Source organism: Tepidanaerobacter sp. EBM-38 (assembly GCA_001896545.1).
In the GTDB taxonomy this organism is placed as follows: Bacteria; Bacillota; Thermosediminibacteria; order Thermosediminibacterales; family Tepidanaerobacteraceae; genus Tepidanaerobacter.
Genome location: MPOT01000067.1, coordinates 1 through 20,296, shown reverse-complemented (window position 1 = coordinate 20,296; position 20,296 = coordinate 1). Strand labels below are relative to the sequence as shown.

26 protein-coding genes and 3 pseudogenes are annotated in these 20,296 nt (G+C 36.8%); 5 read left to right on the top strand and 24 right to left on the bottom strand.

Annotated features, from left to right (window positions below; genetic code table 11):
• The 3 genes from BUC45_RS07900 to folK form a co-directional block, all read left to right on the top strand.
• On the top strand, positions 1–136 hold a 136-nt coding region (locus BUC45_RS07900; protein ID WP_353682116.1), incomplete at its 5' end, for a GTP cyclohydrolase, FolE2/MptA family.
• Between the two features lie 17 nt (positions 137–153).
• Positions 154–1,344: a dihydropteroate synthase gene (gene folP, locus BUC45_RS07895; protein ID WP_296971445.1), complete on the top strand. Its 1,191-nt coding sequence runs from the start codon at positions 154–156 to the stop codon at positions 1,342–1,344.
• Complete coding sequence (gene folK / locus BUC45_RS07890) at positions 1,332–1,799, top strand: 2-amino-4-hydroxy-6-hydroxymethyldihydropteridine diphosphokinase (RefSeq protein ID WP_296971443.1); 468 nt, start codon at positions 1,332–1,334, stop codon at positions 1,797–1,799. Before folP ends, folK begins: the two co-directional genes overlap by 13 nt.
• Before the next feature lie 13 nt (positions 1,800–1,812).
• On the opposite strand, the pseudogene BUC45_RS07885 reads toward folK, so the two are convergent.
• From BUC45_RS07885 to BUC45_RS07860, 6 genes and pseudogenes are all read right to left on the bottom strand, one after another.
• A pseudogene (locus BUC45_RS07885) lies at positions 1,813–1,908 on the bottom strand (helix-turn-helix domain-containing protein); the annotation flags it as partial.
• Positions 1,909–1,989: 81 nt separating this feature from the next.
• A complete protein-coding gene (locus tag BUC45_RS07880; protein WP_296971441.1) occupies positions 1,990–3,402 on the bottom strand; it encodes a 6-phospho-beta-glucosidase in 1,413 nt (470 codons plus the stop codon).
• A 15-nt stretch (positions 3,403–3,417) separates the two neighbouring features.
• Positions 3,418–5,307 carry an FAD-dependent oxidoreductase gene (locus BUC45_RS07875; protein WP_296971440.1) on the bottom strand — a complete coding sequence of 630 codons (1,890 nt, stop codon included), beginning with the start codon at positions 5,305–5,307 and terminating at the stop codon, positions 3,418–3,420.
• 81 nt (positions 5,308–5,388) lie between these two features.
• Entirely contained in the window at positions 5,389–6,630 is a 1,242-nt protein-coding gene (locus BUC45_RS07870; protein ID WP_296971446.1) for a PTS transporter subunit EIIC, read from the bottom strand.
• A 53-nt stretch (positions 6,631–6,683) separates the two neighbouring features.
• Positions 6,684–6,998 carry a PTS sugar transporter subunit IIB gene (locus BUC45_RS07865; protein ID WP_296971438.1) on the bottom strand — a complete coding sequence of 105 codons (315 nt, stop codon included), beginning with the start codon at positions 6,996–6,998 and terminating at the stop codon, positions 6,684–6,686.
• The gene (locus tag BUC45_RS07860; protein WP_013779301.1) at positions 6,991–7,302 is read right to left on the bottom strand and encodes a PTS lactose/cellobiose transporter subunit IIA; all 312 of its coding nucleotides are present in this window, start codon (positions 7,300–7,302) and stop codon (positions 6,991–6,993) included. The genes BUC45_RS07865 and BUC45_RS07860 overlap by 8 nt, the downstream gene beginning before the upstream one ends.
• Positions 7,303–7,514: 212 nt before the next feature.
• Between BUC45_RS07860 and BUC45_RS07855 the strand changes: the two genes are divergently transcribed.
• The gene (locus BUC45_RS07855; protein ID WP_296971437.1) at positions 7,515–9,443 is read left to right on the top strand and encodes a PTS sugar transporter subunit IIA; all 1,929 of its coding nucleotides are present in this window, start codon (positions 7,515–7,517) and stop codon (positions 9,441–9,443) included.
• Between the two features lie 374 nt (positions 9,444–9,817).
• Here BUC45_RS07855 and BUC45_RS07850 read toward each other — a convergent pair whose 3' ends face one another.
• From BUC45_RS07850 to BUC45_RS07795, 12 genes and pseudogenes are all read right to left on the bottom strand, one after another.
• Positions 9,818–10,327, bottom strand: a complete 510-nt coding sequence (locus BUC45_RS07850; protein ID WP_213975425.1) for a hypothetical protein — start codon at positions 10,325–10,327, stop codon at positions 9,818–9,820.
• A gap of 192 nt (positions 10,328–10,519) precedes the next feature.
• Positions 10,520–10,747, bottom strand: a complete 228-nt coding sequence (locus BUC45_RS07845; RefSeq protein WP_213975424.1) for a thioredoxin family protein — start codon at positions 10,745–10,747, stop codon at positions 10,520–10,522.
• A 33-nt stretch (positions 10,748–10,780) separates the two neighbouring features.
• A complete protein-coding gene (locus tag BUC45_RS07840; protein WP_213975423.1) occupies positions 10,781–11,797 on the bottom strand; it encodes a permease in 1,017 nt (338 codons plus the stop codon).
• 194 nt (positions 11,798–11,991) lie between these two features.
• Positions 11,992–12,393 (bottom strand): arsenate reductase ArsC, encoded by a 402-nt coding sequence (locus tag BUC45_RS07835; RefSeq protein ID WP_213975422.1) that lies wholly within the window; start codon positions 12,391–12,393, stop codon positions 11,992–11,994.
• A gap of 26 nt (positions 12,394–12,419) precedes the next feature.
• Positions 12,420–12,560 (bottom strand): annotated as a pseudogene (locus tag BUC45_RS12010) (arsenical-resistance protein); the annotation flags it as partial.
• A gap of 39 nt (positions 12,561–12,599) precedes the next feature.
• Positions 12,600–12,980, bottom strand: a complete 381-nt coding sequence (locus BUC45_RS07825; RefSeq protein ID WP_273701872.1) for a metalloregulator ArsR/SmtB family transcription factor — start codon at positions 12,978–12,980, stop codon at positions 12,600–12,602.
• A gap of 111 nt (positions 12,981–13,091) precedes the next feature.
• A pseudogene (locus tag BUC45_RS07820) lies at positions 13,092–13,202 on the bottom strand (3-isopropylmalate dehydratase small subunit); the annotation flags it as partial.
• Positions 13,174–13,512, bottom strand: coding sequence for a hypothetical protein (locus BUC45_RS07815; RefSeq protein ID WP_296971432.1), 339 nt, complete (start codon positions 13,510–13,512; stop codon positions 13,174–13,176). The pseudogene BUC45_RS07820 and the gene BUC45_RS07815, both read right to left, overlap by 29 nt.
• A 185-nt stretch (positions 13,513–13,697) precedes the next feature.
• A complete protein-coding gene (locus BUC45_RS07810; RefSeq protein WP_296971431.1) occupies positions 13,698–13,994 on the bottom strand; it encodes a hypothetical protein in 297 nt (98 codons plus the stop codon).
• A 385-nt stretch (positions 13,995–14,379) separates the two neighbouring features.
• A complete protein-coding gene (locus BUC45_RS07805) occupies positions 14,380–14,853 on the bottom strand; it encodes a hypothetical protein (RefSeq protein WP_296971429.1) in 474 nt (157 codons plus the stop codon).
• Position 14,854: 1 nt separating this feature from the next.
• A complete protein-coding gene (locus BUC45_RS07800) occupies positions 14,855–15,655 on the bottom strand; it encodes an ImmA/IrrE family metallo-endopeptidase (protein ID WP_366749962.1) in 801 nt (266 codons plus the stop codon).
• Positions 15,649–16,038 carry a helix-turn-helix transcriptional regulator gene (locus BUC45_RS07795; RefSeq protein ID WP_296971425.1) on the bottom strand — a complete coding sequence of 130 codons (390 nt, stop codon included), beginning with the start codon at positions 16,036–16,038 and terminating at the stop codon, positions 15,649–15,651. Before BUC45_RS07795 ends, BUC45_RS07800 begins: the two co-directional genes overlap by 7 nt.
• Before the next feature lie 198 nt (positions 16,039–16,236).
• On the opposite strand from BUC45_RS07795, the gene BUC45_RS07790 reads away from it, so the two are divergent.
• On the top strand, positions 16,237–16,536 hold the full coding sequence (locus BUC45_RS07790) for a hypothetical protein (protein WP_073026817.1): 300 nt from the start codon (positions 16,237–16,239) through the stop codon (positions 16,534–16,536).
• Between the two features lie 75 nt (positions 16,537–16,611).
• Here the strand turns inward: BUC45_RS07790 and BUC45_RS07785 are convergent, their stop codons facing one another.
• From BUC45_RS07785 to BUC45_RS07760, 6 genes are all read right to left on the bottom strand, one after another.
• The gene (locus BUC45_RS07785) at positions 16,612–16,869 is read right to left on the bottom strand and encodes a hypothetical protein (protein WP_296971423.1); all 258 of its coding nucleotides are present in this window, start codon (positions 16,867–16,869) and stop codon (positions 16,612–16,614) included.
• 37 nt (positions 16,870–16,906) lie between these two features.
• Positions 16,907–17,644, bottom strand: a complete 738-nt coding sequence (locus tag BUC45_RS07780; RefSeq protein ID WP_296971420.1) for a DUF1444 family protein — start codon at positions 17,642–17,644, stop codon at positions 16,907–16,909.
• A gap of 244 nt (positions 17,645–17,888) precedes the next feature.
• Positions 17,889–18,401 (bottom strand): DNA-deoxyinosine glycosylase, encoded by a 513-nt coding sequence (locus tag BUC45_RS07775; RefSeq protein WP_296971418.1) that lies wholly within the window; start codon positions 18,399–18,401, stop codon positions 17,889–17,891.
• Positions 18,402–18,428: 27 nt separating this feature from the next.
• The gene (locus BUC45_RS07770; protein ID WP_213818984.1) at positions 18,429–19,010 is read right to left on the bottom strand and encodes a hypothetical protein; all 582 of its coding nucleotides are present in this window, start codon (positions 19,008–19,010) and stop codon (positions 18,429–18,431) included.
• 29 nt (positions 19,011–19,039) lie between these two features.
• Positions 19,040–19,933: an ADP-ribosylglycohydrolase family protein gene (locus BUC45_RS07765; protein ID WP_296971415.1), complete on the bottom strand. Its 894-nt coding sequence runs from the start codon at positions 19,931–19,933 to the stop codon at positions 19,040–19,042.
• Between the two features lie 33 nt (positions 19,934–19,966).
• Entirely contained in the window at positions 19,967–20,209 is a 243-nt protein-coding gene (locus BUC45_RS07760) for a DUF3908 family protein (protein WP_296971414.1), read from the bottom strand.
• Positions 20,210–20,296: the final 87 nt, after the last annotated feature.

Here is a 20,296-nt window from a genome sequence, read left to right as displayed (position 1 = left end):
GGAGGATGTGGCAAGAGATGCAGCTCTTTTGCTGGAAAAAGAAGAAGGGCTCAAATGCTACAGAGTAGAAGTAGAAAGCCATGAAAGCATTCACAACCACGAAGCCTTTGCTTGGGTTGAAAAAGCATTAAGTTGAAGGGAGATAATTTTGATATGATATTAGAAATATCTCAAGAATATCTAGAAAATGAAATGAAAAAAGTCAATGCACATCCCGCATCTTTTAATATTTTTAAAGATAAGTCCCGGATAATTCCTCTGAAACTCTTTGATGTACCTGCACCCGGAGCAAATATCATAAAGCAAGAAATGCTTTCATCAGGCGGTGATGCCGCAGTTCACAAAAATGCAGTAGATTGCAATGTAGAAACGTCAGATGTAATCCTTCTCGGCACTAAGAAGCACTATAGTATCTTGATGGAAAAACTTCAAAAGATGCCTTATTTCAAACTAAATAATGTTTGCGGTGAGCTAAAAGAATTTTTTTCAGCCGAAAAGACAAATTCTATAAAATCTCCTTGGGGCAGAACTTTAAGCTTTGACAAGACTCGTGTTATGGGCATAATAAATGTCACTTCTGATTCATTTTACTCTGGTTCTCGAAAGCAGAGTATACAAGAAATATTAGATACTTCCCAGGATATGATACAATCGGGTGCAGATGTTGTCGATATAGGCGGAATGTCAACTAGACCCGGCTCCGACCCCATCAGCGAGGAAGATGAGGCAAAAAGGGTTGTTATGGCTATAAAAGCTATCAGGGAAAACTGCCAAGATATAATGATTTCCGTAGATACCTATAGGGCCAATGTAGCCGAAAAAGCTTTAGAGGCCGGCGCTGATATAATAAATGACGTAAGCGGATTTAGTTTTGACCAAAAACTGGTAGAGGTAGCAGCTAAAAGCAATGCACCATATATCCTTATGCACATAAAAGGCACCCCTAAAAATATGCAAGAAAATCCTACATATGATGACCTTATAAAAGAAATTGCACAGTATTTTATCGATAAGATTAACTATGCAATAAGTTTCAACATGGATGAAAACAATATAATTCTCGACCCGGGCCTAGGCTTTGGAAAAACCTATAAAGATAACATGGAGATAATGGACAGAGTTCGTGAGCTTCAAAGTCTTCACAGGCCTTTACTTATTGCCGCATCAAGAAAGTCTTTTATCGGTAAGGCTCTTGATTTAAAATCTGCCAACGATAGGCTGGAAGGCACGCTTGCCATTACCGCACTTTGTGCCTATCAAGATGTGGATATGGTGCGAGTGCACGATGTAAAGGAAAACGTCAGGATTATTGAAATGGTGGAGGCGATAAAGTGCCGCAGGTGATAGTAGCGTTTGGAAGTAATATGGGAAATAAAGAACAAAACATTAAAACGGCTTTGGAGAAAATGAAGGCTCGCGGACTTAATATAATAAAGGTTTCAACCATAATAGAGACAGAACCATATGGTTATGAAGACCAAGACACTTTTTTAAACGGGGCATGTATTGCAGATACAAATCTTTCTCCTCAAGAAGTTTTAAAAGAGCTGCTTGCTATTGAGCAAGAGATGGGAAGGGTGCGAAAAATCCACTGGGGACCGAGAAATATAGATCTTGATATTATCTTCTATGAAAATATTATAGTTGATGAAGACAATCTTAAAATCCCCCACCCCGATGCCCATAACCGCTCTTTTGTCTTAGGTCCTATATGCGAAATATCTCCCTCTTTTTTGCACCCAATATATAACAAATCCGTAAAAGAACTTTATGAAGAACTGAAAAAGCAGAATCATTAAGAAATACAGCCTTTTATTTTTCTTCTTTTGAGTATTCTGAAATATCACCCGGTTGGCAGTCCAACACTTCACACAGTTTTTCCAGTGTGGAAAATCGAATAGCTTTTGCTCAGTGGGATGTATTCTCCCATTAAAGTCATGTTTAAAAATACTTTGACCTGCCTGCCAAGGCACAATGGCGCAGACCTTTTTAGATTTCCTCACCGTTCGTTTCTATACATTTTTTATACCAGAAAAACGAATCTTTGCGGCTCCGTGCAAGGCTGCCCTTTCCGTCATCATCTTTGTCTACATAAATAAACCCATAGCGCTTTTTCATCTCTCCGGTAGAGGCACTTACTAGGTCTATGCAGCTCCACGGCGTATAGCCTATACATTCTACTCCGTCTTCAATAACGGCGGCTTTTATGGCTTTTACGTGTTGCCGTAGATAGTCTATGCGATAATCATCGTGTATGCTGCCGTCCTCTTCAACTGTATCTACCGCACCAAGTCCATTTTCCACAACGAACAGTGGTATTTGATACCTCTCATATAAGTTATTAAGTGCTATGCGCAGTCCAATAGGATCGATAGACCATCCCCAGGCGCTTTCTTCAAGGTACGGATTTTTCACCGCATTTAACATATTTCCGCCAGTAAATGCTGCATCAGGACGCGTGGTAGCCACATTGCTATTATAGTAGCTAAAACCTATATAGTCTACTATGCCTTCCTCCAGTGCCTTATCATCTTCCGGGTTAGTTTGTAAGGTAATTCCCTTATTTGCGAGATATCTTATAGCCTTGGGCGAATAGCATCCGCGCACCTGCACATCGGAAAAATAGTAGTGCTTGTCTATTGATTGCATTGCTATAAGTTGGTCTTCCGGATTGCATGTTTCTGCGTAGAACGTAGGATACAGCATCATCATGCCTATCTTAAAACCGGGGTTTATTTGGTGCCCCAACTGAACAGCCTTTGCACTGGCAACCAGCTGATGATGTGCCGCCTGATAAATAACTCTGTCGAAATCTTCACCCTCTTTTATCTTTATACCCGCTGCCATTATCGGGTTTAAGGTGATAACATTGATTTCGTTAAATGTCATCCAATACTTTACTTTTTCTTTGTATCTGTTAAAGATTGCCTCACAAAAGTGCAAGAACAAGTCTATCATATTTCGGCTTCGCCATGAGCCGTATTTTTTTACCAGCGCAAACGGAGTTTCATAGTGGGAAATGGTCACAACAGGTTCTATACCATATTTCAAACATTCATCAAATAAATCATCGTAAAATCTCAGTCCTGCCTCGTTAGGCATCGCCTCGTCTCCTAATGGAAAAATCCTTGTCCAGTTTATCGAGGTGCGGAAACATTTAAGCCCCATTTCGGCAAACAGTGCAATATCTTCCTTGTACCTGTGGAAGAAATCTATTGCCTGATGGCTAGGGTAATACTTTCCCTTAATTACCCCATCTGTATATTCCCGTTTGACCCCTAGGCCACCTGCGGTAGCAATATCTGCAATACTCAAACCTTTACCGCCGACGTCATAGGCACCCTCGCACTGGTTTGCGGAAACTGCCCCGCCCCATAAAAAGTTATCCGGCAAATGATTCATAGTATCTAATACCTCCTATATACGCGACGCGATAGTATACCCTTCGAAAACGGCTTCCATTATTTTTCGGGGTTTCTCGCAGTCTCCAATTGTAAAGGTATCCGGCGTAATACCGTAAAAACTTTCGGCTACCGTCCTATTAGCAGTCACCCCAGTAGAAATTATTACGGTATCAGCTTTTAAAAACTTCTCCTCACCGTTCTTGGGAACAACGATAACACCATCCTTTGTTATCTCTTTGCACGTGGTTTCTAGCATTCGCTTAAGTGTGCTCACTGCATCCATTTTTTGCCTTAGCGCTATCTTATACAGCATATTGCCCTGTGCGGCAAGTTCGCCCGTAGGCTCTACTATAGTTACTTTTTTATGCTTCAGTTCTGCCAGCTCCAGCCCTATTTCTGCACCTATTGTCCCACCGCCTATTATCACTACATCTTGTCCGATACAGTCCTGGTTGTCTATGGCCTCATAAAAATCAGTAACATTTATTCCGTCAATACCTTTTATAGGCGGTTTAGCAGGAATAGAACCTACTGCTATAAAAATGGCATCAGGGCACATGCTTTTTACCATCTCCGGGGTTGCAGCTATGTTCAGTCTTATATCGATATTATGCTTTTCCACCTGCCTGAGAAGATAGTCAAGATACAACCTGATATCTTGTTTATAATGCTGCTTCACGATATGGCATAACGCCCCGCCAAGGCGGTCGTTTTTTTCAAATAGAGTTACCTTGTGCCCTCGTTTGGCTGCAGTAAGTGCAGCCATAATACCTGCCGGGCCGCCACCGACAACAACAATATTTTTTACGGTTTCGGCCTTTTCTAGGTTTTTTATTACAAATGATTCATTTGTAAACCTCGGATTCACCGAACAGCCGACGTTTTTTCTGTTTGTAGAAATATGATAGCATTGAAGGCAGCGAATACACGGCACTATGTCGTCCGTTTTACCGTCCTTTGCTTTATCGGGCCAGTCGGGATCGGCTATAAAGCTTCTACCAAATGCAACCAAATCTACCGCACCGGATGCTATAAGCTCTTCCGCCTCGTAAGGATTCATCACTGCACCTACAACCGAAACCGGAATGCTTACATTCTGCTTTACAATCCGCGCATATTTTACATTTGGCATATGCTCTTTAAAATTAGTAGTAACCATATGCACATTGCCCTCATGGTTTATGTCAAGCCCGCAAGAAATCTGCACGGTGTCTATCAGAGGTTCCACCAGTTTGATGAACTTAAGCGTATCCTCGAACTCAATAGAGCCCTCCACCCATTCCACCGAGCTGATACGCATATCCACAGGATAATTCGGCCCAACCGCCTGCCTTACCTTTTCAAGTATCATTTTAGGGAACCTTGCACGGTTTTCAAACGAACCGCCATATTCATCGGTGCGCTTATTAAATAATGGCGATAAAAATTGTGGTGGCAGCCAACCGTGTCCAAAGTGCATGAATACCATGTCGAAACCCAAGTCGCGTGCGTCCTTTGCGGCCTGTGCATAACAATTGGCTACATGCTCCATCATTTCGGGAGTCATGGCCTTCACTTCCACACCATCTTCTCGAATGAAACCTACAGGTCCCACCGCATAGTCTATCACTCGAGCGTACTGGCCTGCGTGAAAAAGTTCCAGTGACGCCTTAGCACCTGACTGGTGACATTTGCGTATCCTTGATTGAGCTTCCTCCACCGAATATTTGTGGAATAAATAGGGCTCGTTTCCGCTGGCAAAACTGGACCTTCCCGGCTCTACAATGGTATGTCCGCATATAACTATTCCGGCACCTCCAAGAGCTTTTTCTTCAAATACATCACCTGTAGGAGCGGCCACTATTCTATTCCTTGAAACCATATTGTTTATTTTTATAGGGCTATACAAGTTTGGAAATTGCATATCGTTTCTCCTCACTTAAAAATTTTAGATAAAAAAGAATAGTTATAAACTATTCTTTTTTACTTGTTTTCAGCTATGCACTTATTTGGTAGCCTTATCGTCCTTAGTATCCGATTCACTCTCCTCGAAGGATATCTGTTTATCCACCATCTTGAAGAACGGAAACCATATCAGGGTAGTAACCGCAATCAGCACCACTTGCAGCACAGCAGCCTGCCAGCCCTGCGCAAGGAATCCGGAAACAATCTGAGGCATTGTCCAGTTGACCTCAACACCGGATAATCTTGGAACGATACCGATAGCAATAGAAACATAGCTTAAGGTTGTGCATACTATTGGGCAGAGTACATAAGGGATGAACAATAGCGGGTTTAGCAAAATTGGAATACCAAAAATCAACGGCTCGTTTATGCCGAATATTGCTGGTACAATAGACATTTTACCCAGTGTTTTAAGTCGTTTTGATTTAGAAAAGAACAAGAGTAAAATTGCTAAGCCGAATGTACCACCAATACCGCCCGGCTGACATAGCACAGAAAAGGAACTAGTAATGATATTGGGCAGAGGCTGCCCCGCGGCCAGTGCAGCCAAGTTTTCGGCGCTGGCTGCCATGGTGAGCGGAGTAAATGTGGCAAAAACTGTGTTGCCATGTATACCGCAAAACATCAGCAGAGTACACAAAATCTGCATTACAAGATAAGCCGGCAGCGACAGACCAAATCCCTGAAGCGGAGCCTGTATAACAGTATAGATGACATTGTGAAAGTTTTCGAAACTGGTAAGCATCAGCATTTGCGAAATAACAACAGCAATAATTAAAACAAACACAGCAGGAACCAGCGAAGCAAAGGAGTCTTCCACGATGGGAGGCACCCCTTTAGGCATGTGTATATAAATCTTTTTATCAAGCAAGAATTTGATAAGCTGGGGCACCAACCCGCCTACTATTATAGCACTGAACAAACCCGAGTATCCGAGCCATTCGGTTGGAATTGCAGTATACAGTTCGTGGGGAGTAAGTAGCAAAAATGCCATCAACGAAATAACTGATGCTGATATTGCGTTAATTTTAAGCTTTTGTGCATACTGAAATGGCAGCACTATAACAACATAAAGCGCTATGATGCTGAGTGTCAGCGACTGTATAGTCATAAGGATAAGCTGCAGCCCGGTAGATGTGACAAAACTTTGCCAAAATGGAATATCTAAAAACGCGCCCAGGCATGCAAACGAACCAATGATTATAATGGGTAGTAGCAGTTGAAATGTTTGCCCCAGAGAATTCATAAACTTGTTGTTAGACAGTTTATTTGCGATAGGCATCAGCTTTTTTTGCAGCGTGCCAATAAACTTTTCCATAAAATACCTCTTTTCTATTATTTTAATGATTCAATTAAGGCAATTGCGTCCTTTAGTATCTTTTCACCGTTCATCATACCAAAGTCTATGGTATTTATAACGGCGATTTTCCCCGCATATTTCGGGTATTCGTTCTTGAATTGTTCTTTCTTGAACATAAGCTGTGGTCCTAGCAGGATGCAATCCATTTCTTCAATAAGGTTGTCCATCTGGGAATCCGAATACGCTGCAATACTACTTTCAATACCAAGCTTTTCCGCAGCTTCTATCATTTTGCGCACGCACAAGCCGGTACTTGCGCCATGCTGGCAAACCAATGCAATTTTATACATGTTTAACCTCCTTGTGTAACAAAATCAGTTCCTTGGCAAGAACAAAAATCGTCTCCGCGGCATTCAGATGGTCCGCAGCATGTACCATAAAAATGGTAACCTGTAGATCCTGGTTTTTGGCGTCGTAGCTTAGCAGGTTAGTGTGCGCCTGATGGCTTTTGGTCAGTGACTCCTCAGCTTTTTTCATAGTAACTGCCGCTTCCTCGGACTTGCCTTCCCGCGACTGCTTGATAGCTAATAATGCAAGACTTTTCGCATCACCTCCATACGAAATCATCTCCATGCATTCCTGAATAGCATCCATTGCGTGCCTCCGTTCTTATTGCAAAAGTTTTTCAACCGGTAGATAGGTTGCATAATTTATTTTTATTATAGAACAGGCTTTGTTTAATTTGTATACCAGGTATTGCACTTGTCAAGTGCGAGTTCAAATATTTACTATCCTACAGTAATAGCATATACTGTATTATAGAGGTTGTACCTATAAGATGTTTCGATTGAAGAGGGTGCATTGGTATGACGAGCAAGGAACTTACTATACTAAAATTTCTAAGTACTCAGGACAGCTGGGTTACGTCTTTTTCTATGTCTGCATTTCTGGATATTTCGGTCAGAACCATCAAAAGCTATATTAGCAGCATTAACTCTGAATTTCCAAATCTGATCGAATCCTCCCGCAACGGTTATATTGTAAGGGATAAAAAGCAGTTGGCAAATGTTATAAGCTCGGCAAAAAAAGTACTCTATTCCCCACAAACCGTAATAGATCGAAAAAAGTTCATTTTGCAGAAGCTGCTGCTGGAAACTGACAGGTATGACCTTGACAACCTTGCAAATGAATTGTTCATTTCTCCGGCAACCTTAACAAATGAGCTGCAAAAACTGAAAAAGGAGCTTGCCGACTATGAGCTTACTATAAAGACAAAAGACAATCTGGTCTTTATTGACGGACAGGAAACAACCAAAAAAAAGCTGATAAGTAAGCTTATTTACGAGGATTCTAAAGACTCGTTCCTAAGCATAAATCTTATGCAAAGTTACTTACCCCATTTCGATCTGACTATCGTAAAACAAATAGTGTCGGATAAGCTGCGTGAACATCATTATTTTATGGACGACTTCTCATTGCTTAATTTGGTACTGCAAATAGCCATAACCATGGAAAGGAAGCTAATAAGAAAAACTGGTAAGGAAGTCACCGGCACCGACAGCTGGAAAAGCTTAGTCAACGCGCATATTCAAGAGATAGTAATGGATATTACCGAACATATAGAAAAGCAGTTTGGCATGGAGTTTGTCGATGGTGAGATTTATGACTTTGCCCTACTTATAATGACTCGAGCAATTTCTAACTCCATAAATGATATCAACATGGATCAGTTGAGCGAATTTGTCGGAGAGGATATTATTCGGCTAGTTTCCTTGATACAAACCCGTACCAAAGAAACTTATAATATAACAATAATACGCCAGGATTTCACAGTGAGGTTCGCACTGCATATAAAGAACCTGCTTATCCGGCTTAAACATAATATCGTTCTACGTAATCCGCAGGTATTGGACATTAAGAACTCATACCCATTTATCTACGATGTTTCTGTATTTATCGCTAATATCATCACACAAGAGGAAGGTTATGTGTTAACCGAAGATGAGATATCATATATTGCACTTCACCTGGGGGTTTTAATTGAAGAAAGGAAGGCAATAAAGCATGATGTTAGAGCAATATTAGTAAATCCTCAATACTTAAATAAATCGGTGGATATAGCGAATAGACTTAGTTCGATCTTTGAAGATAACCTACTGATAACCGAGATAGTTTCTACGCAGCATGAACTTGAGGCTTATTCCGATTACGACTTAATTATTACAACTATCCCATTTGAAGTATATCCCGGCAAACCCTACGTGCAAATATCTGCTTACCTCACCAATAAGGACATATTATCCGTTTCCAAAAAAATAGAAGAGGTACTTAAGGATAGGATAAAAGCAAAGGTGAAGTCTAAGCTGGAAGTAATGTTTAAGGAAGAACTGTTTTTTGTAGACGAAAGCTTTAGTGACCAAAATGACGCCATAAATGTTATGGCCGATGTACTTGAAAAACAGGGCATTGTTGACAGCTCTTTTAAAGAAAAGTTATTTGAGCGGGAGCGAGTCAGTTCCAGCGCATATATGAACATAGCCATGCCTCATCCGCTGGAAATGTGCGCGCGAAACTCCGCTATAGCTGTGTCCATCCACCCGAACGCCATTATGTGGAATAATAACAAGGTTAATATAATTTTTATGCTTGCTATTAATATCCGAGACAGTCTGTTTTTAAAAGATATTTTTGATTTCATTACCGAGGTGATTTCCGAAGAGAAAAAGCTGAAAACCATACTGGATGTAAAAACATATGATGATTTTATTGCAGCACTGGTATCCTTTGCCAAATAGGAAAAACTATCATTGCGGGCTAAACAGTTTCATAACCGCACTTAAAAATTTTTCACCGGTATCTGAGAAAATATCCAGTTTTAAGTCATATCACTTTTAAATTCTAATAAAAAACATGGCCTACAGGACTCTATTTAACCCTAATAAACCATGTTTCCTAAAATAACCTTATTAACTTTGCTGATACTCAACCTTTGATGGCATTAAAGATCGATGGCTGGGAGAAACTATTACAATTAAAGTAATTGAATTTAATGGTAACCGCTAGAAGGGCTGCCGACTCCCTAACCCCCGGATAATAACCTTTTGAATTTCTCTGCAGCTTGATGATGCGGTTTCCTTTTGATAATACCTCTTATTAATTACTCGTTTTATTAATAAAACCACTTTGTAGGTATTAAGAATGTCCATGGTGCCGTAAAAACAGCAATGGACAGTGCAATCTTACGTCTTAACGTGTGTTCCTGAATTTGATTTCTAAAAATCAATCTATAGTTAAATAAAAAAATCAATGCAGCCGATGCTACTATAGAACTTACTGTTATTACAACTGCTAAAGGATGGCTAAATGGATCATAGCATATTGCAGATACTAATTCATAGGGTAAGCCAAACCTATCCCCACATATTCCAAGCAAAAATAATATTGTAGCACCTATAAAATCCGCTAGAAATCCATATAGCCAGACTTTTAGTATGCACTCTTTATAAAATATTTTCAGGTTAAATCCTAAATTTGCTAACTTATACACAAAAAAGCAGGCTGTTACTACCAACGAATCTATAATGTAGTTGCCAAATAATGTTATAAGTATTACCGGTGGGAAAAACAGTAACAGCCAGACAGGAAAAATCATATTGTACAACTTTATGCCTCTTTTCATGGTTATGTAACCCCTCTCACTCTAAAGCCCTCTCACCCCAAATAATTTATAGAACTTTATCCCTTTCTCGCTCAGATTATCATACTTTAGCCATCCGAGCAATCCAATTCAATCATTTTTTAAAACAGATAAGAAAACTAAAGCTGAGTTAAATAACAATTAAATATTAGGTCGGATTCCTACTAGGATTCCTCATAAATACTTCTTTATTTCTTCCACTGTTGGAACTTTTCCTGCAATTTTAACCTGTTCATCTACCACCAAAGCAGGTGTTCTCATCACCCCATATGCTGCAATGTCCTTAAAATCTTGCACTTTTTCAATTGTGGCTTCAATTCCCATTTCTTTAACAGCCTCTTTAACATTAGCCTCTAATTTTTTGCAATTTGCACATCCTAAACCTAGAACTTTAATTACCATAGTTATCCTCCTCAATTGATTAATTCAATTTATTTATATAAAAATATACGAAAAAGCATTGAATAGATATCCAATAATTATAATTCCTACTGATACAATGGATACAAAGATTGATAGAAGTTTAGGTTTTACTACTTTACTAAGCATTATCATGGAAGGAAGTGACAAGGCAGTTACTGCCATCATAAAGGATAATATTGTCCCTATTCCTACTCCTTTTGTAAATAAAGCCTCTGCTATTGGTAGTGTACCAAATATATCAGCATACATCGGAATACCAACTGCTGTAGCCATTAAAACTGCAAATGGATTATTTTCCCCAATCACATTCTCTATTACTGATTGAGGAATCCAATTATGGATTGTTGCTCCTATGCCTACCCCAATTAATACATATAACCATACCTTATGGATAATATCCTTAACTTGTTCTTTTGAATAAGAAATTCTCTCATCATGACTCATTTCTATAAAATCAGTATCTACATTCTCTATCTCTCTAACATATCCCTCTACATATTTTTCAAGTCCCAACTTTTCAATTAAAGTACCTCCTACAACAGCAAGAATAAGGCCTACAGCCACATAGGCTATAGCAACTTTGGCACCGAAAAATGACATTAAAAGCATTAATGATGCTAAATCTACCATTGGTGAAGAAATCAGGAAAGAGAAAGTTACGCCTAAAGGTAATCCAGCCGAAGTAAATCCTATAAAAATCGGTATACTTGAACAACTACAAAATGGTGTAATAGTTCCAAGCAGTGCCCCCAATATGTTTCCTTTTATACCCTTTATTCCACTGAGTACTTTTTTAGTCCTTTCTGGTGGAAAATAACTTTGGATATAAGATATAATAAAAATTAATACCGATAATAAAATAAAAATTTTAATAGTATCATAGATAAAAAAGTGAATACTTCCACCTATTCTATCATTAATCGACAAGTCAAATACTTTCTCCACAAGAAGCCTTGTAAGTTCTGAAAGCCATTTCATTTTTAATAGTTGGTCATTTAACCAGCCAAATAACATTGTTAGTATATTCATATAATTCCCCCTGTTTTCCACAACTACAAGATAGCCTTCAACATTCGTACACTTTTTAATATCTCTTTTAAGTTTCAAATAATCGTCTATACTATCTTTTATCTCCTCCAGCATCGTCTTGCACACTTCCTCTTTAAGACTTAAAAGAAAAAGTGCACGGATTTTTCTCTCCGCTAACATCTTTTTTATATTCATTAAATTTGTTTGCTTTTTACCCTCTGTATCAAATGCATTACTTTTTCTTTAACAATATTCCTTGTTTTTCTGTAATCCTCTATTGGTCCGCCTGATGGGTCCTCAATACCCCAATCTTCTCTGTACCTGCATGGTACATAAGGGCACGCTACGTTACAACCCATAGTTATTAAAATATCTACTTCCTTTGGAATATCACTTAATAATTTTGGATAATATCCGCCCATATCTACCCCTTCTTCCTCCATTACTTGTACTGCCAGCGGTTTTACTTCAGGATAATTTTCTGTTCCCGCCGAATATGCTTCCAATACATCACTTCCCAATTTCTTTGCCAAACCTTCCGCCATCTGAGAACGACAGGAATTGTGCACACATACAAATGCCACTTTCTTTTTCATGTGTTTTATATTCCCCTTTCACCAGTTTATCTAAACCAGTATCTTGTGTTGTTGGCTATTCTAACAAGTGCGGGCATGACAGGAACTTCAACTATTACACCTACAACTGTTGCAAGATCAACTCCAGAATCCAATCCAAAAAGTGAAATGGCTACTGCATCCGCAAGGTAGTCTGTCGCTAAATACTATGTTCAAGAAAAAAGCTGCTATCGAAGAAACTTTAGAACTTGCTTTTTATCTTCTCTTAATTGCTCACAAGTAAAGCCGCTGCTTTTATATTTTTTAAGCCTTTCAGCATCTTTTAGGCATTGTACATTTTCGTTTATCTTGTTTTTAAGAAATTCATACAGTAAATTATTTTCCTTAATAAATTCGTTATTTATTCCATAATAAACCCATTGCGATTTCTTATCACTAGTTATAATACCTGCATTTTTTAATTTGTTTAAATGTCTTGAAGCGTTGGACTGAGTCATTCCCAGCATCGTTTCTATTTCACATACACACAGTTCTTCTCTCATTAACAGATTTAATATTCTAATCCTATTTTCATCTCCTAATGCCTTAAATATTTCTATGAAATCCAACTTATCACCACCTATATGACTATATTCGATTATACTCATATAATAGTGCTAATTTGTTTTTCTGTCAATAAATATATTATCCTTTAAACTTGCAACTTACGCCTTAATTATCAATGCTATTACTGCATGTTCACGACTTGAGCCACATCCAAAATTCGTTCCAGCTACGATTATATCCCCGTAAGACATACGTTCAACAAATGTAGGGTCTGCCCCTTCCAAGTTGCTTAATGGGCTCTCTATCTATGCCTATTGAAATAGCCCCGCCACCAATACTGCTCCAATTTTCATTATCGTCTAGTATATAAACATTTACATTTAAAGTTATTGCTTCTTTTGGTGCCAAAAAAGAAATAATTTGCGAACTATCTTCCATACCAAAAGATTGTAGGATATATTTCTCGCTTTCTGATAATTTGTAAGGCATAATTCCTTCTTTTGTTAAAAGTTTATGAGAATCTGTCTTGTTTGAACAAGCAATTAATGCAATTGCAAGAGTAAATATTAAAATTAGTGAAAAAAGTCGTTTCATTTTATAATAAATCCTTCCGAATGAAATATTAAATTCCTGTTCTTCATAAAGGAGTTTCCAGTTTGATTTGCAAATATGATAAACCATTGCACAATATGCTTTTCAGATAGTTTTGCTGTATTCTTGTAAGTTTCTTCTTTGGCTTTCTCCCTGTTCCCACTTTTTATTAATTGCAATTTAGGATACTAATCCACGACTATTGGTCTTTTTTCCATTAACCCTTCGGGAAAGCCTAATATTGGTTTAGGACCATTTTTCTTAAAATCTAAATTGCTTTTTACCTTAAGTGTTTTAAATTCGCTAGTAATTTCACCTTTTATATTTCTAATAACAGGCAAGGTAATTTCCCCTTTACCTTCGTTATTTGGCAAACCTTCTTCTTCCAAAGACTCTTTAAATTGCTGCATATAGTCTGCCCTTACACCAAAAATATTAAGGGTCTCAACTGGTTTAATGAATTTAGGGACCGGAACTTTCTTCATTAAGCTGTCGAAAAAGAGAGCTCTGAAATTCCCTAGTCTCCGTTAGTAAGCCATTATTATTGCATAGTTTAATAAGTTTAGTTTAAGATGTTTTTTATATGTTAAGTAATAAAATTCATTCTCCTTTAATAATGCTAGAATAAACCCGCCCGTATAAAGAGAATATGCTATCCGTCTGTGTCACTAATGCTATTGTAGCGAATATACAGAAGAAAACTATTATATTGTAACAATTACCATTTTCATCCGACATAATTCCTTTAACCCATATCCCTTATTATATACACCTTCCCCTATATGCCCAAATATTTTTCCCAACCATTTCTCTCAAATCTTATAAAGGCCTTTCCATATTGGTCTTCAAAGGTATCCCCAGTCGGTCGAGTTAAATTATCATTAATTGATTAAAAATATCTTCTGCCTCACTTTTTGTAATCTCGCCAAAATACACACATAAAGCCAAAATATTATTGTGTGTCAGGGTAATGAATTCATCTAACCACTTAAATTCAGTGTAATTATCTGATATTATTATTGGAATTCTCAACGCCTGAGCATATCCTGCACATTCACTTTCTCCTAGCCCGATTACCTTTTTCTTATCTTCAATAATACTTCTTGCAAGTATATTTACAGATACATCTTTCTTCCTATCTACTACCTTAAATATGCTCCCATCTTTATGAATGGCTTGATTAATTACACCATAACACTTTCTCGCATTTTTCTTTATTTCAATATCATACACAAATTGTGGAATGATGATTTCCTCAAATAAAAGTTCTAAAACATCCAATCTGTTAACTCTGGCTAAATTAATTAAAATATCTGCATCAGAAATGGCTCCTACATACCTCATTCTAATAATCCTCTTCTAGGGAATACTCATATCCGAATTGCTCTGGAGTCAGTCCTATAAATTCAAGACTATTTTTCATGTTCTTATATGAAATATTCCCTCTTTCGTAATTACTCTTTACAAATTCTATATATTCTGTAGGTACATACGTTTCTTTTGATGGAATTATCAGTTCAATGCTATAGCCTTCCCGTTTGGTTAGAGATTGGAGTTGCTCCATGTTTTCCAGTGAGCAGATATCTACAAGTTCCTCATATTTGTTAATAGAGCATAAATCAAGTTGGATAAGCCTTTTTAACATAGCCTTATAACTAACTTTAAAATAATTGTGCATTCTAATGATATGCCTTGGTAAAATACTGTCTTTATCTACATTGACAATTTTATAAAATACTTCTTTCACATAGTCCTCAGGCATTAAAAATTCGGAAGCAAATACATCCGCTTTCGCATCTTCCTCTTTATGCTTTTGGTCATCCAAAAGTATTTTTTCTTTTTTCAGGATGTTAGCATTATAAATAAGATGGTATAGTTCATGAGCACCAGTATAGCGCTCATGTCCCAAAGTAAAATTGCTGTTCAAATAGACAATAAACTGTTCCTCAAAGTAGGTAGTAAACCCTGATAACTCATCAGTCTCCAATGGCTTTCTTATTAAAAATGCAGCCTCTGATAGAATATCAAATATATCAGAAAGCCCTTTTCTCGCAAATTTTATTCTTACTTCTTCTGCCAAATCTTTGATTTGCAGTCTGAAGGATTCTTCTGGGAGATTCAAATTATTCTTTTGCAATCTTAACACTCCTCCCACAGTGGCTTTCTCTTTTGTGGTTTAAACTCTCCATCGTATATTTTCTTTTGGTAAATGAACATCTTTATCATATCCTGGAGTTTCTCAACTTCCTCAATCGTTTTTTCTGAAAAATTTTTCTTCCTGAATAGCGTAACTAAGTCATCGTCTTCTTCATCTTCAAAAAGAATGTTTATATCTATATTTAAAACCTTGCATAAAGCATTTAACTCCACAGCCGATACAGTCCTGTTGCCGTTTTCTATTTTGCTCAATGTTTCCCTGCTCATGTTAATTCCCTTTTCAACAAGTCTTTCTACTGCCTCAATCTGGCTTAATCCCCTTGCTTCTCTAATAGCCTTTATTTTAAATCCAATAGGAATATCCTTTGACATCTTTAATCCCTCCTTTTTGTAATATTATATTACACCAATATTGGTTTTGTGTCAATATTTTATGCATTTATGTAATATTTTATTACCTTTGTATAAAGTTATACTTAATTCGTTAAATAAAATTTTTGCACTGATTTTTTGATTTTCTATGAACTCACCTATATAATACCCGAAAATCTCTTGCGAGGAGTGGTTATAATGATAAACTTAGAAGTTTTTAGACTGGAACTGAATTACCTGAAGCAGGTTGTGGGGAAGGAATTAGGGAATAAGGATGCAAGGAAGTTAAGTGAAGCAATCACTGCATTAGTCACTTGTTTCCTTAACCCTGCTACCTATTATTCATTATCCTTTCCTTACATCGAAGCAGTTGAACAGTATCTAAGTCAAATTCAGCAAAAAATAGAACTCCATGAATACAAACTGTTACTTAACAACATCTCTACAATAATAACTTTTATAGAAAAAGTAAAAACTGAAGTGCCAAAATGCTGCTAAATAATCAAGGCTTTGCAGGATATATAACTATATCCCTCAAAGCCTTATTCCTTTATCCTAATTTCTCTATAAACCTTATCCCTTTTTTATAAATTCATATAAATCCGTATTATCCATCTCTTCAAAAGCAATAGCCTTTTCAACATTAGTTAAAACTACCTGGTTCCCTTTAATTTCTCCAATCAAAGTATACCTGAAGTCATCGTTGTGCGCAGTAATAAAACTCTCTGTACCTTTATCTATTTTCATAGACTGCAACTGATTCAGGATACTATCCGTGTTTAATTCATATTTATCAATAAGTTCATCACATTCAATTATAACCTTATTCATATTGTCAATCTCCTTTTCCCTATATTACTATTACCCTTCAATATCCTTCATCTATAATATCAAATATCCCATTTTTACACCTATAAACCTTATCTGAAACCTTATTTGGTTCATTATCTATCATAATCAATGATTCTATAATTCTTATATATTCATGGCGTAATTTAGCCACTATTAACGTAGTAGCAGAAGGAATTGCAAAGAGATAATCCCGCCCTATCTTTTTGCATATCTGATTCTGTAGTGCAGTACTTAACAACAGGGTCGAGTTATAATCTGTTGTAAATTTCAAAGTATATATTTCCAGCACCTTGTCTAATTTAACTAAGGGATTTCTCATTTTATTTAAATTTTCCCATGCTGCTTTTTTCACCATATCAAAATTCACATCATCGGTTTTTAATACAAATCTAAAAACTTCTCCTGCATCTGTAACATAAAGTGTATCTAAATCGGCAAAGGCTTCCTCTCTATAAAAATCTAAATCTTTTTCTCCTTTCCCAAACATCCTACTCTTTAGCATCGGGTAAACATTGGTATAGTCAATTTTGAATTTATATTGGTTCAAAATGTCACTAATAATTCTAATATATGATGTTAAAGTTTTTCCATAATCCTTAATTTCCTGATATTCCCTATAAATACTACTAACAGGTATAGACACACTGTTTGGGTCGGACTCTACAACAACATACTTCCCCTGTAAACTGGCTTTAGGAAACGTTTTATTTAAATCATAAATTATCTTCCTTGAAAAATCAGCAATAGTAAGCATTTCATACCTCCCCAATAACTATTTAAAACGCAAAAAGCATACTCTCTTAACTTATTCCAGCATCTGCTGGCTGTGTAAGAGAATATGCTCTCAATCTGTATACTTATATTTTACGTTATACTATTAGTAAGCACAATATATATTTTTGATTAAATATTGCCTTGTATCCCCTTTTACCCTTTACTCCTTAAATCTTATTCCTTATGAACTTGATTCAAGACCAAGGTTCTATTATTATAAATGCTTACTGGCTATTATCAATAAGTCCTAAATACGGTAAAATAACCTTCCACTGGTCTAACTCATCTTTGAATCGTGTGGCTTTTGCTGGGCTGGTAGACGGCAGTCTATAAAATAATAAACCTTCTTTAAGACACATTTTTCCTATTACCAGTTTTATAAATAATTCCTCTGCTTTACTTCCATTAAAAAATACTGCTTTTATATCAGGATACTGATTGAAAAAAGTTTTAAAATCATTAGGAACAGGGTTAATTATTTTGGAATCACTGCTCCCTTCTCTATCACAACTTTTCAACACATCCCAAATAGCAATGTGGTGGTTCAATAAGAATATCTTCCTATTTTCATAATTTTCTTCAACGTCTTTATTAAAAAGACTGTATATTATCTTCCAGAACTGATTTTGCTTATTACCATAATATTGTTGTTTTTCAAGAGACTTTACGCTCGGCATAGTCCCTAAGACTAGTATTTTGCAGTTTTTATCAATAATTGGTTCAAAAGATGTAATCATTTTCTTTCCTCAAGTCGAATATCATATCTACTCTGTAGGTTCTATAATCTCTAACTTAAAGTTCCATCCTTCACAAGACATCATCATTCTACCAAATTCTTCTAGGCTGTATTCCTGACCGTCTATGATAAATTTGGGTGTTCTATCATCATATCTATCATCCCATTCAATACGCCCTTCTACTATATTACCTTTAAAAGAGATAAGTTCATGTCCTTGAAATACTTCTCTTTTTATGAACTTTTGTGATAATCCTTTTCTTATCTTTTTATAAAGCCTTTTTAAGGCATAATTTGAATCTTCTTCAAAATCCTGATGTACCTCAAAGGAATATCCTATTTTATCTACCCCTGTAAACTCTACCGCCTCCCAGCAAATACCTGTTGGGTGAATTTTCTTTCTTATTTGAAAGCAGTGTTCTATTCCATCGCAGTCTGTAAAAGTTGCTTCTTTTTCATAATCTTTATAATCTTCAACTCCAAGTATATCTGCCATGTATCTATTGTAGCAGTCTTCACATATAGACTGAGACGGCTCATCTTCTTTTATAGTTAGAACTACCATGCCATAACCACTGGAGTTTTTACCACACCATTCACACCTATTCATGCAAATTCTCTCCTTAAAATCACCTTGAATTACCCTTGATTCCTATACTTTCCTATTATCCTCTTTGCAATAGAAATCAACTGCTCTTTTACCAATATCTTTTCCTTCCACCTGTCAGGGATAGCGTTATAGCCATAGTACACGCCAGCCATTCCGCCGGTAATTGCGGCTATAGTGTCCGCATCTCCTCCAAGGTTGGCTGCTTCACATACAGCATCCTCAAAGGTAGAAGTGTTAATAAAGCACCATAATGCACATATCAAGGTATCAAACACATATCCCGTTGGCTTCAGTTGGTCTTTTGATAACTGAAATACCTGCTTATATTCTGGATACTTTTCTATGTACTCTCTTATACAAGGCACTTTAGGTTTACCATTGAGAAATTGGTAAACTAACAGGTTGTAAAACTGGCAGGCATCCGTTGCTTTCTGGTCATAATGGGTAAGAACACTTTGGGAGGCAGTTATCTCAAGCATTTTTTTAACATCACTATAATATAATGCAACTGGTAAGCATCGCATAAGTGAACCATTTCCAGCACTCATACCACCTGTTGCCTGATGGGCGTAGTAGGCTGTTTTCATCCAGTCACTGCTTCGCTTATACTCACCAAGTGCAATTCGGATAATATTGCCGATATCCTTTGGTTTACTATCATACCATTTAATAAAGTGTTTTCCGATATCTTCGACAGGATTCTCTGGGTTGTCCAGGATGCCTTCTGCCACAGCAATAGTCATCATTGTATCATCCGTTACTTCCCCAGGTTCTAAATCCCAACAGCCACCACCGATAATATCTTTTAAATATCCATATTTCCTTTCAATTTCATACTTTGACATAAACTCAAGTGTTCCACCCAGAGCATCACCGCAAGCAACCCCAAAAAGCCCTCCGAGTATTCGTTCATATCTATCCATGAAACACACTTCCTTTAAACTCAGTATCTATGATTATTTATTTGTGCAAAAGTATTTTGCAATGCTGCATATTACTTCATCAAATTTATATTTCCAATGCTCATTTGTATCCTCTTTACTGTTAAGTGTAATTTCTTCTACCTTTTCTTCAAAAAACAAAGTTAACCTATAGTTGCTATAATCATCTAAAGGACATTCATAAGTAACACTCTTAATTTTGTTTATATTAAAATATTCTATAACTATATGCTTATCACCATTAATTGTATTTGTCAAGTGAATATTCCCCTATATTTTAATCCAAAATTCCTCTAGTTAAGGTAAAAAAATTATTGCTTTTCTAACCAAAGCTGTGTCTCTTTT

What these genes read in the sequence shown, in the direction of transcription:
- folP (WP_296971445.1), top strand. Translation starts at nt 154, where the DNA reads ATGATATTAGAAATATCTCAAGAATATCTAGAAAATGAAATGAAAAAA.
- BUC45_RS07880 (WP_296971441.1), bottom strand. Translation starts at nt 3,402, where the DNA reads ATGAATCATTTGCCGGATAACTTTTTATGGGGCGGGGCAGTTTCCGCA.
- BUC45_RS07875 (WP_296971440.1), bottom strand. Translation starts at nt 5,307, where the DNA reads ATGCAATTTCCAAACTTGTATAGCCCTATAAAAATAAACAATATGGTT.
- BUC45_RS07870 (WP_296971446.1), bottom strand. Translation starts at nt 6,630, where the DNA reads ATGCCTATCGCAAATAAACTGTCTAACAACAAGTTTATGAATTCTCTG.
- BUC45_RS07865 (WP_296971438.1), bottom strand. Translation starts at nt 6,998, where the DNA reads ATGTATAAAATTGCATTGGTTTGCCAGCATGGCGCAAGTACCGGCTTG.
- BUC45_RS07860 (WP_013779301.1), bottom strand. Translation starts at nt 7,302, where the DNA reads ATGGATGCTATTCAGGAATGCATGGAGATGATTTCGTATGGAGGTGAT.
- BUC45_RS07855 (WP_296971437.1), top strand. Translation starts at nt 7,515, where the DNA reads ATGACGAGCAAGGAACTTACTATACTAAAATTTCTAAGTACTCAGGAC.
- BUC45_RS07850 (WP_213975425.1), bottom strand. Translation starts at nt 10,327, where the DNA reads ATGAAAAGAGGCATAAAGTTGTACAATATGATTTTTCCTGTCTGGCTG.
- BUC45_RS07845 (WP_213975424.1), bottom strand. Translation starts at nt 10,747, where the DNA reads ATGGTAATTAAAGTTCTAGGTTTAGGATGTGCAAATTGCAAAAAATTA.
- BUC45_RS07840 (WP_213975423.1), bottom strand. Translation starts at nt 11,797, where the DNA reads ATGAATATACTAACAATGTTATTTGGCTGGTTAAATGACCAACTATTA.
- BUC45_RS07835 (WP_213975422.1), bottom strand. Translation starts at nt 12,393, where the DNA reads ATGAAAAAGAAAGTGGCATTTGTATGTGTGCACAATTCCTGTCGTTCT.
- BUC45_RS07815 (WP_296971432.1), bottom strand. Translation starts at nt 13,512, where the DNA reads ATGAAACGACTTTTTTCACTAATTTTAATATTTACTCTTGCAATTGCA.
- BUC45_RS07810 (WP_296971431.1), bottom strand. Translation starts at nt 13,994, where the DNA reads ATGAAGAAAGTTCCGGTCCCTAAATTCATTAAACCAGTTGAGACCCTT.
- BUC45_RS07805 (WP_296971429.1), bottom strand. Translation starts at nt 14,853, where the DNA reads ATGAGGTATGTAGGAGCCATTTCTGATGCAGATATTTTAATTAATTTA.
- BUC45_RS07795 (WP_296971425.1), bottom strand. Translation starts at nt 16,038, where the DNA reads ATGTCAAAGGATATTCCTATTGGATTTAAAATAAAGGCTATTAGAGAA.
- BUC45_RS07790 (WP_073026817.1), top strand. Translation starts at nt 16,237, where the DNA reads ATGATAAACTTAGAAGTTTTTAGACTGGAACTGAATTACCTGAAGCAG.
- BUC45_RS07785 (WP_296971423.1), bottom strand. Translation starts at nt 16,869, where the DNA reads ATGAATAAGGTTATAATTGAATGTGATGAACTTATTGATAAATATGAA.
- BUC45_RS07780 (WP_296971420.1), bottom strand. Translation starts at nt 17,644, where the DNA reads ATGCTTACTATTGCTGATTTTTCAAGGAAGATAATTTATGATTTAAAT.
- BUC45_RS07775 (WP_296971418.1), bottom strand. Translation starts at nt 18,401, where the DNA reads ATGATTACATCTTTTGAACCAATTATTGATAAAAACTGCAAAATACTA.
- BUC45_RS07770 (WP_213818984.1), bottom strand. Translation starts at nt 19,010, where the DNA reads ATGAATAGGTGTGAATGGTGTGGTAAAAACTCCAGTGGTTATGGCATG.
- BUC45_RS07765 (WP_296971415.1), bottom strand. Translation starts at nt 19,933, where the DNA reads ATGGATAGATATGAACGAATACTCGGAGGGCTTTTTGGGGTTGCTTGC.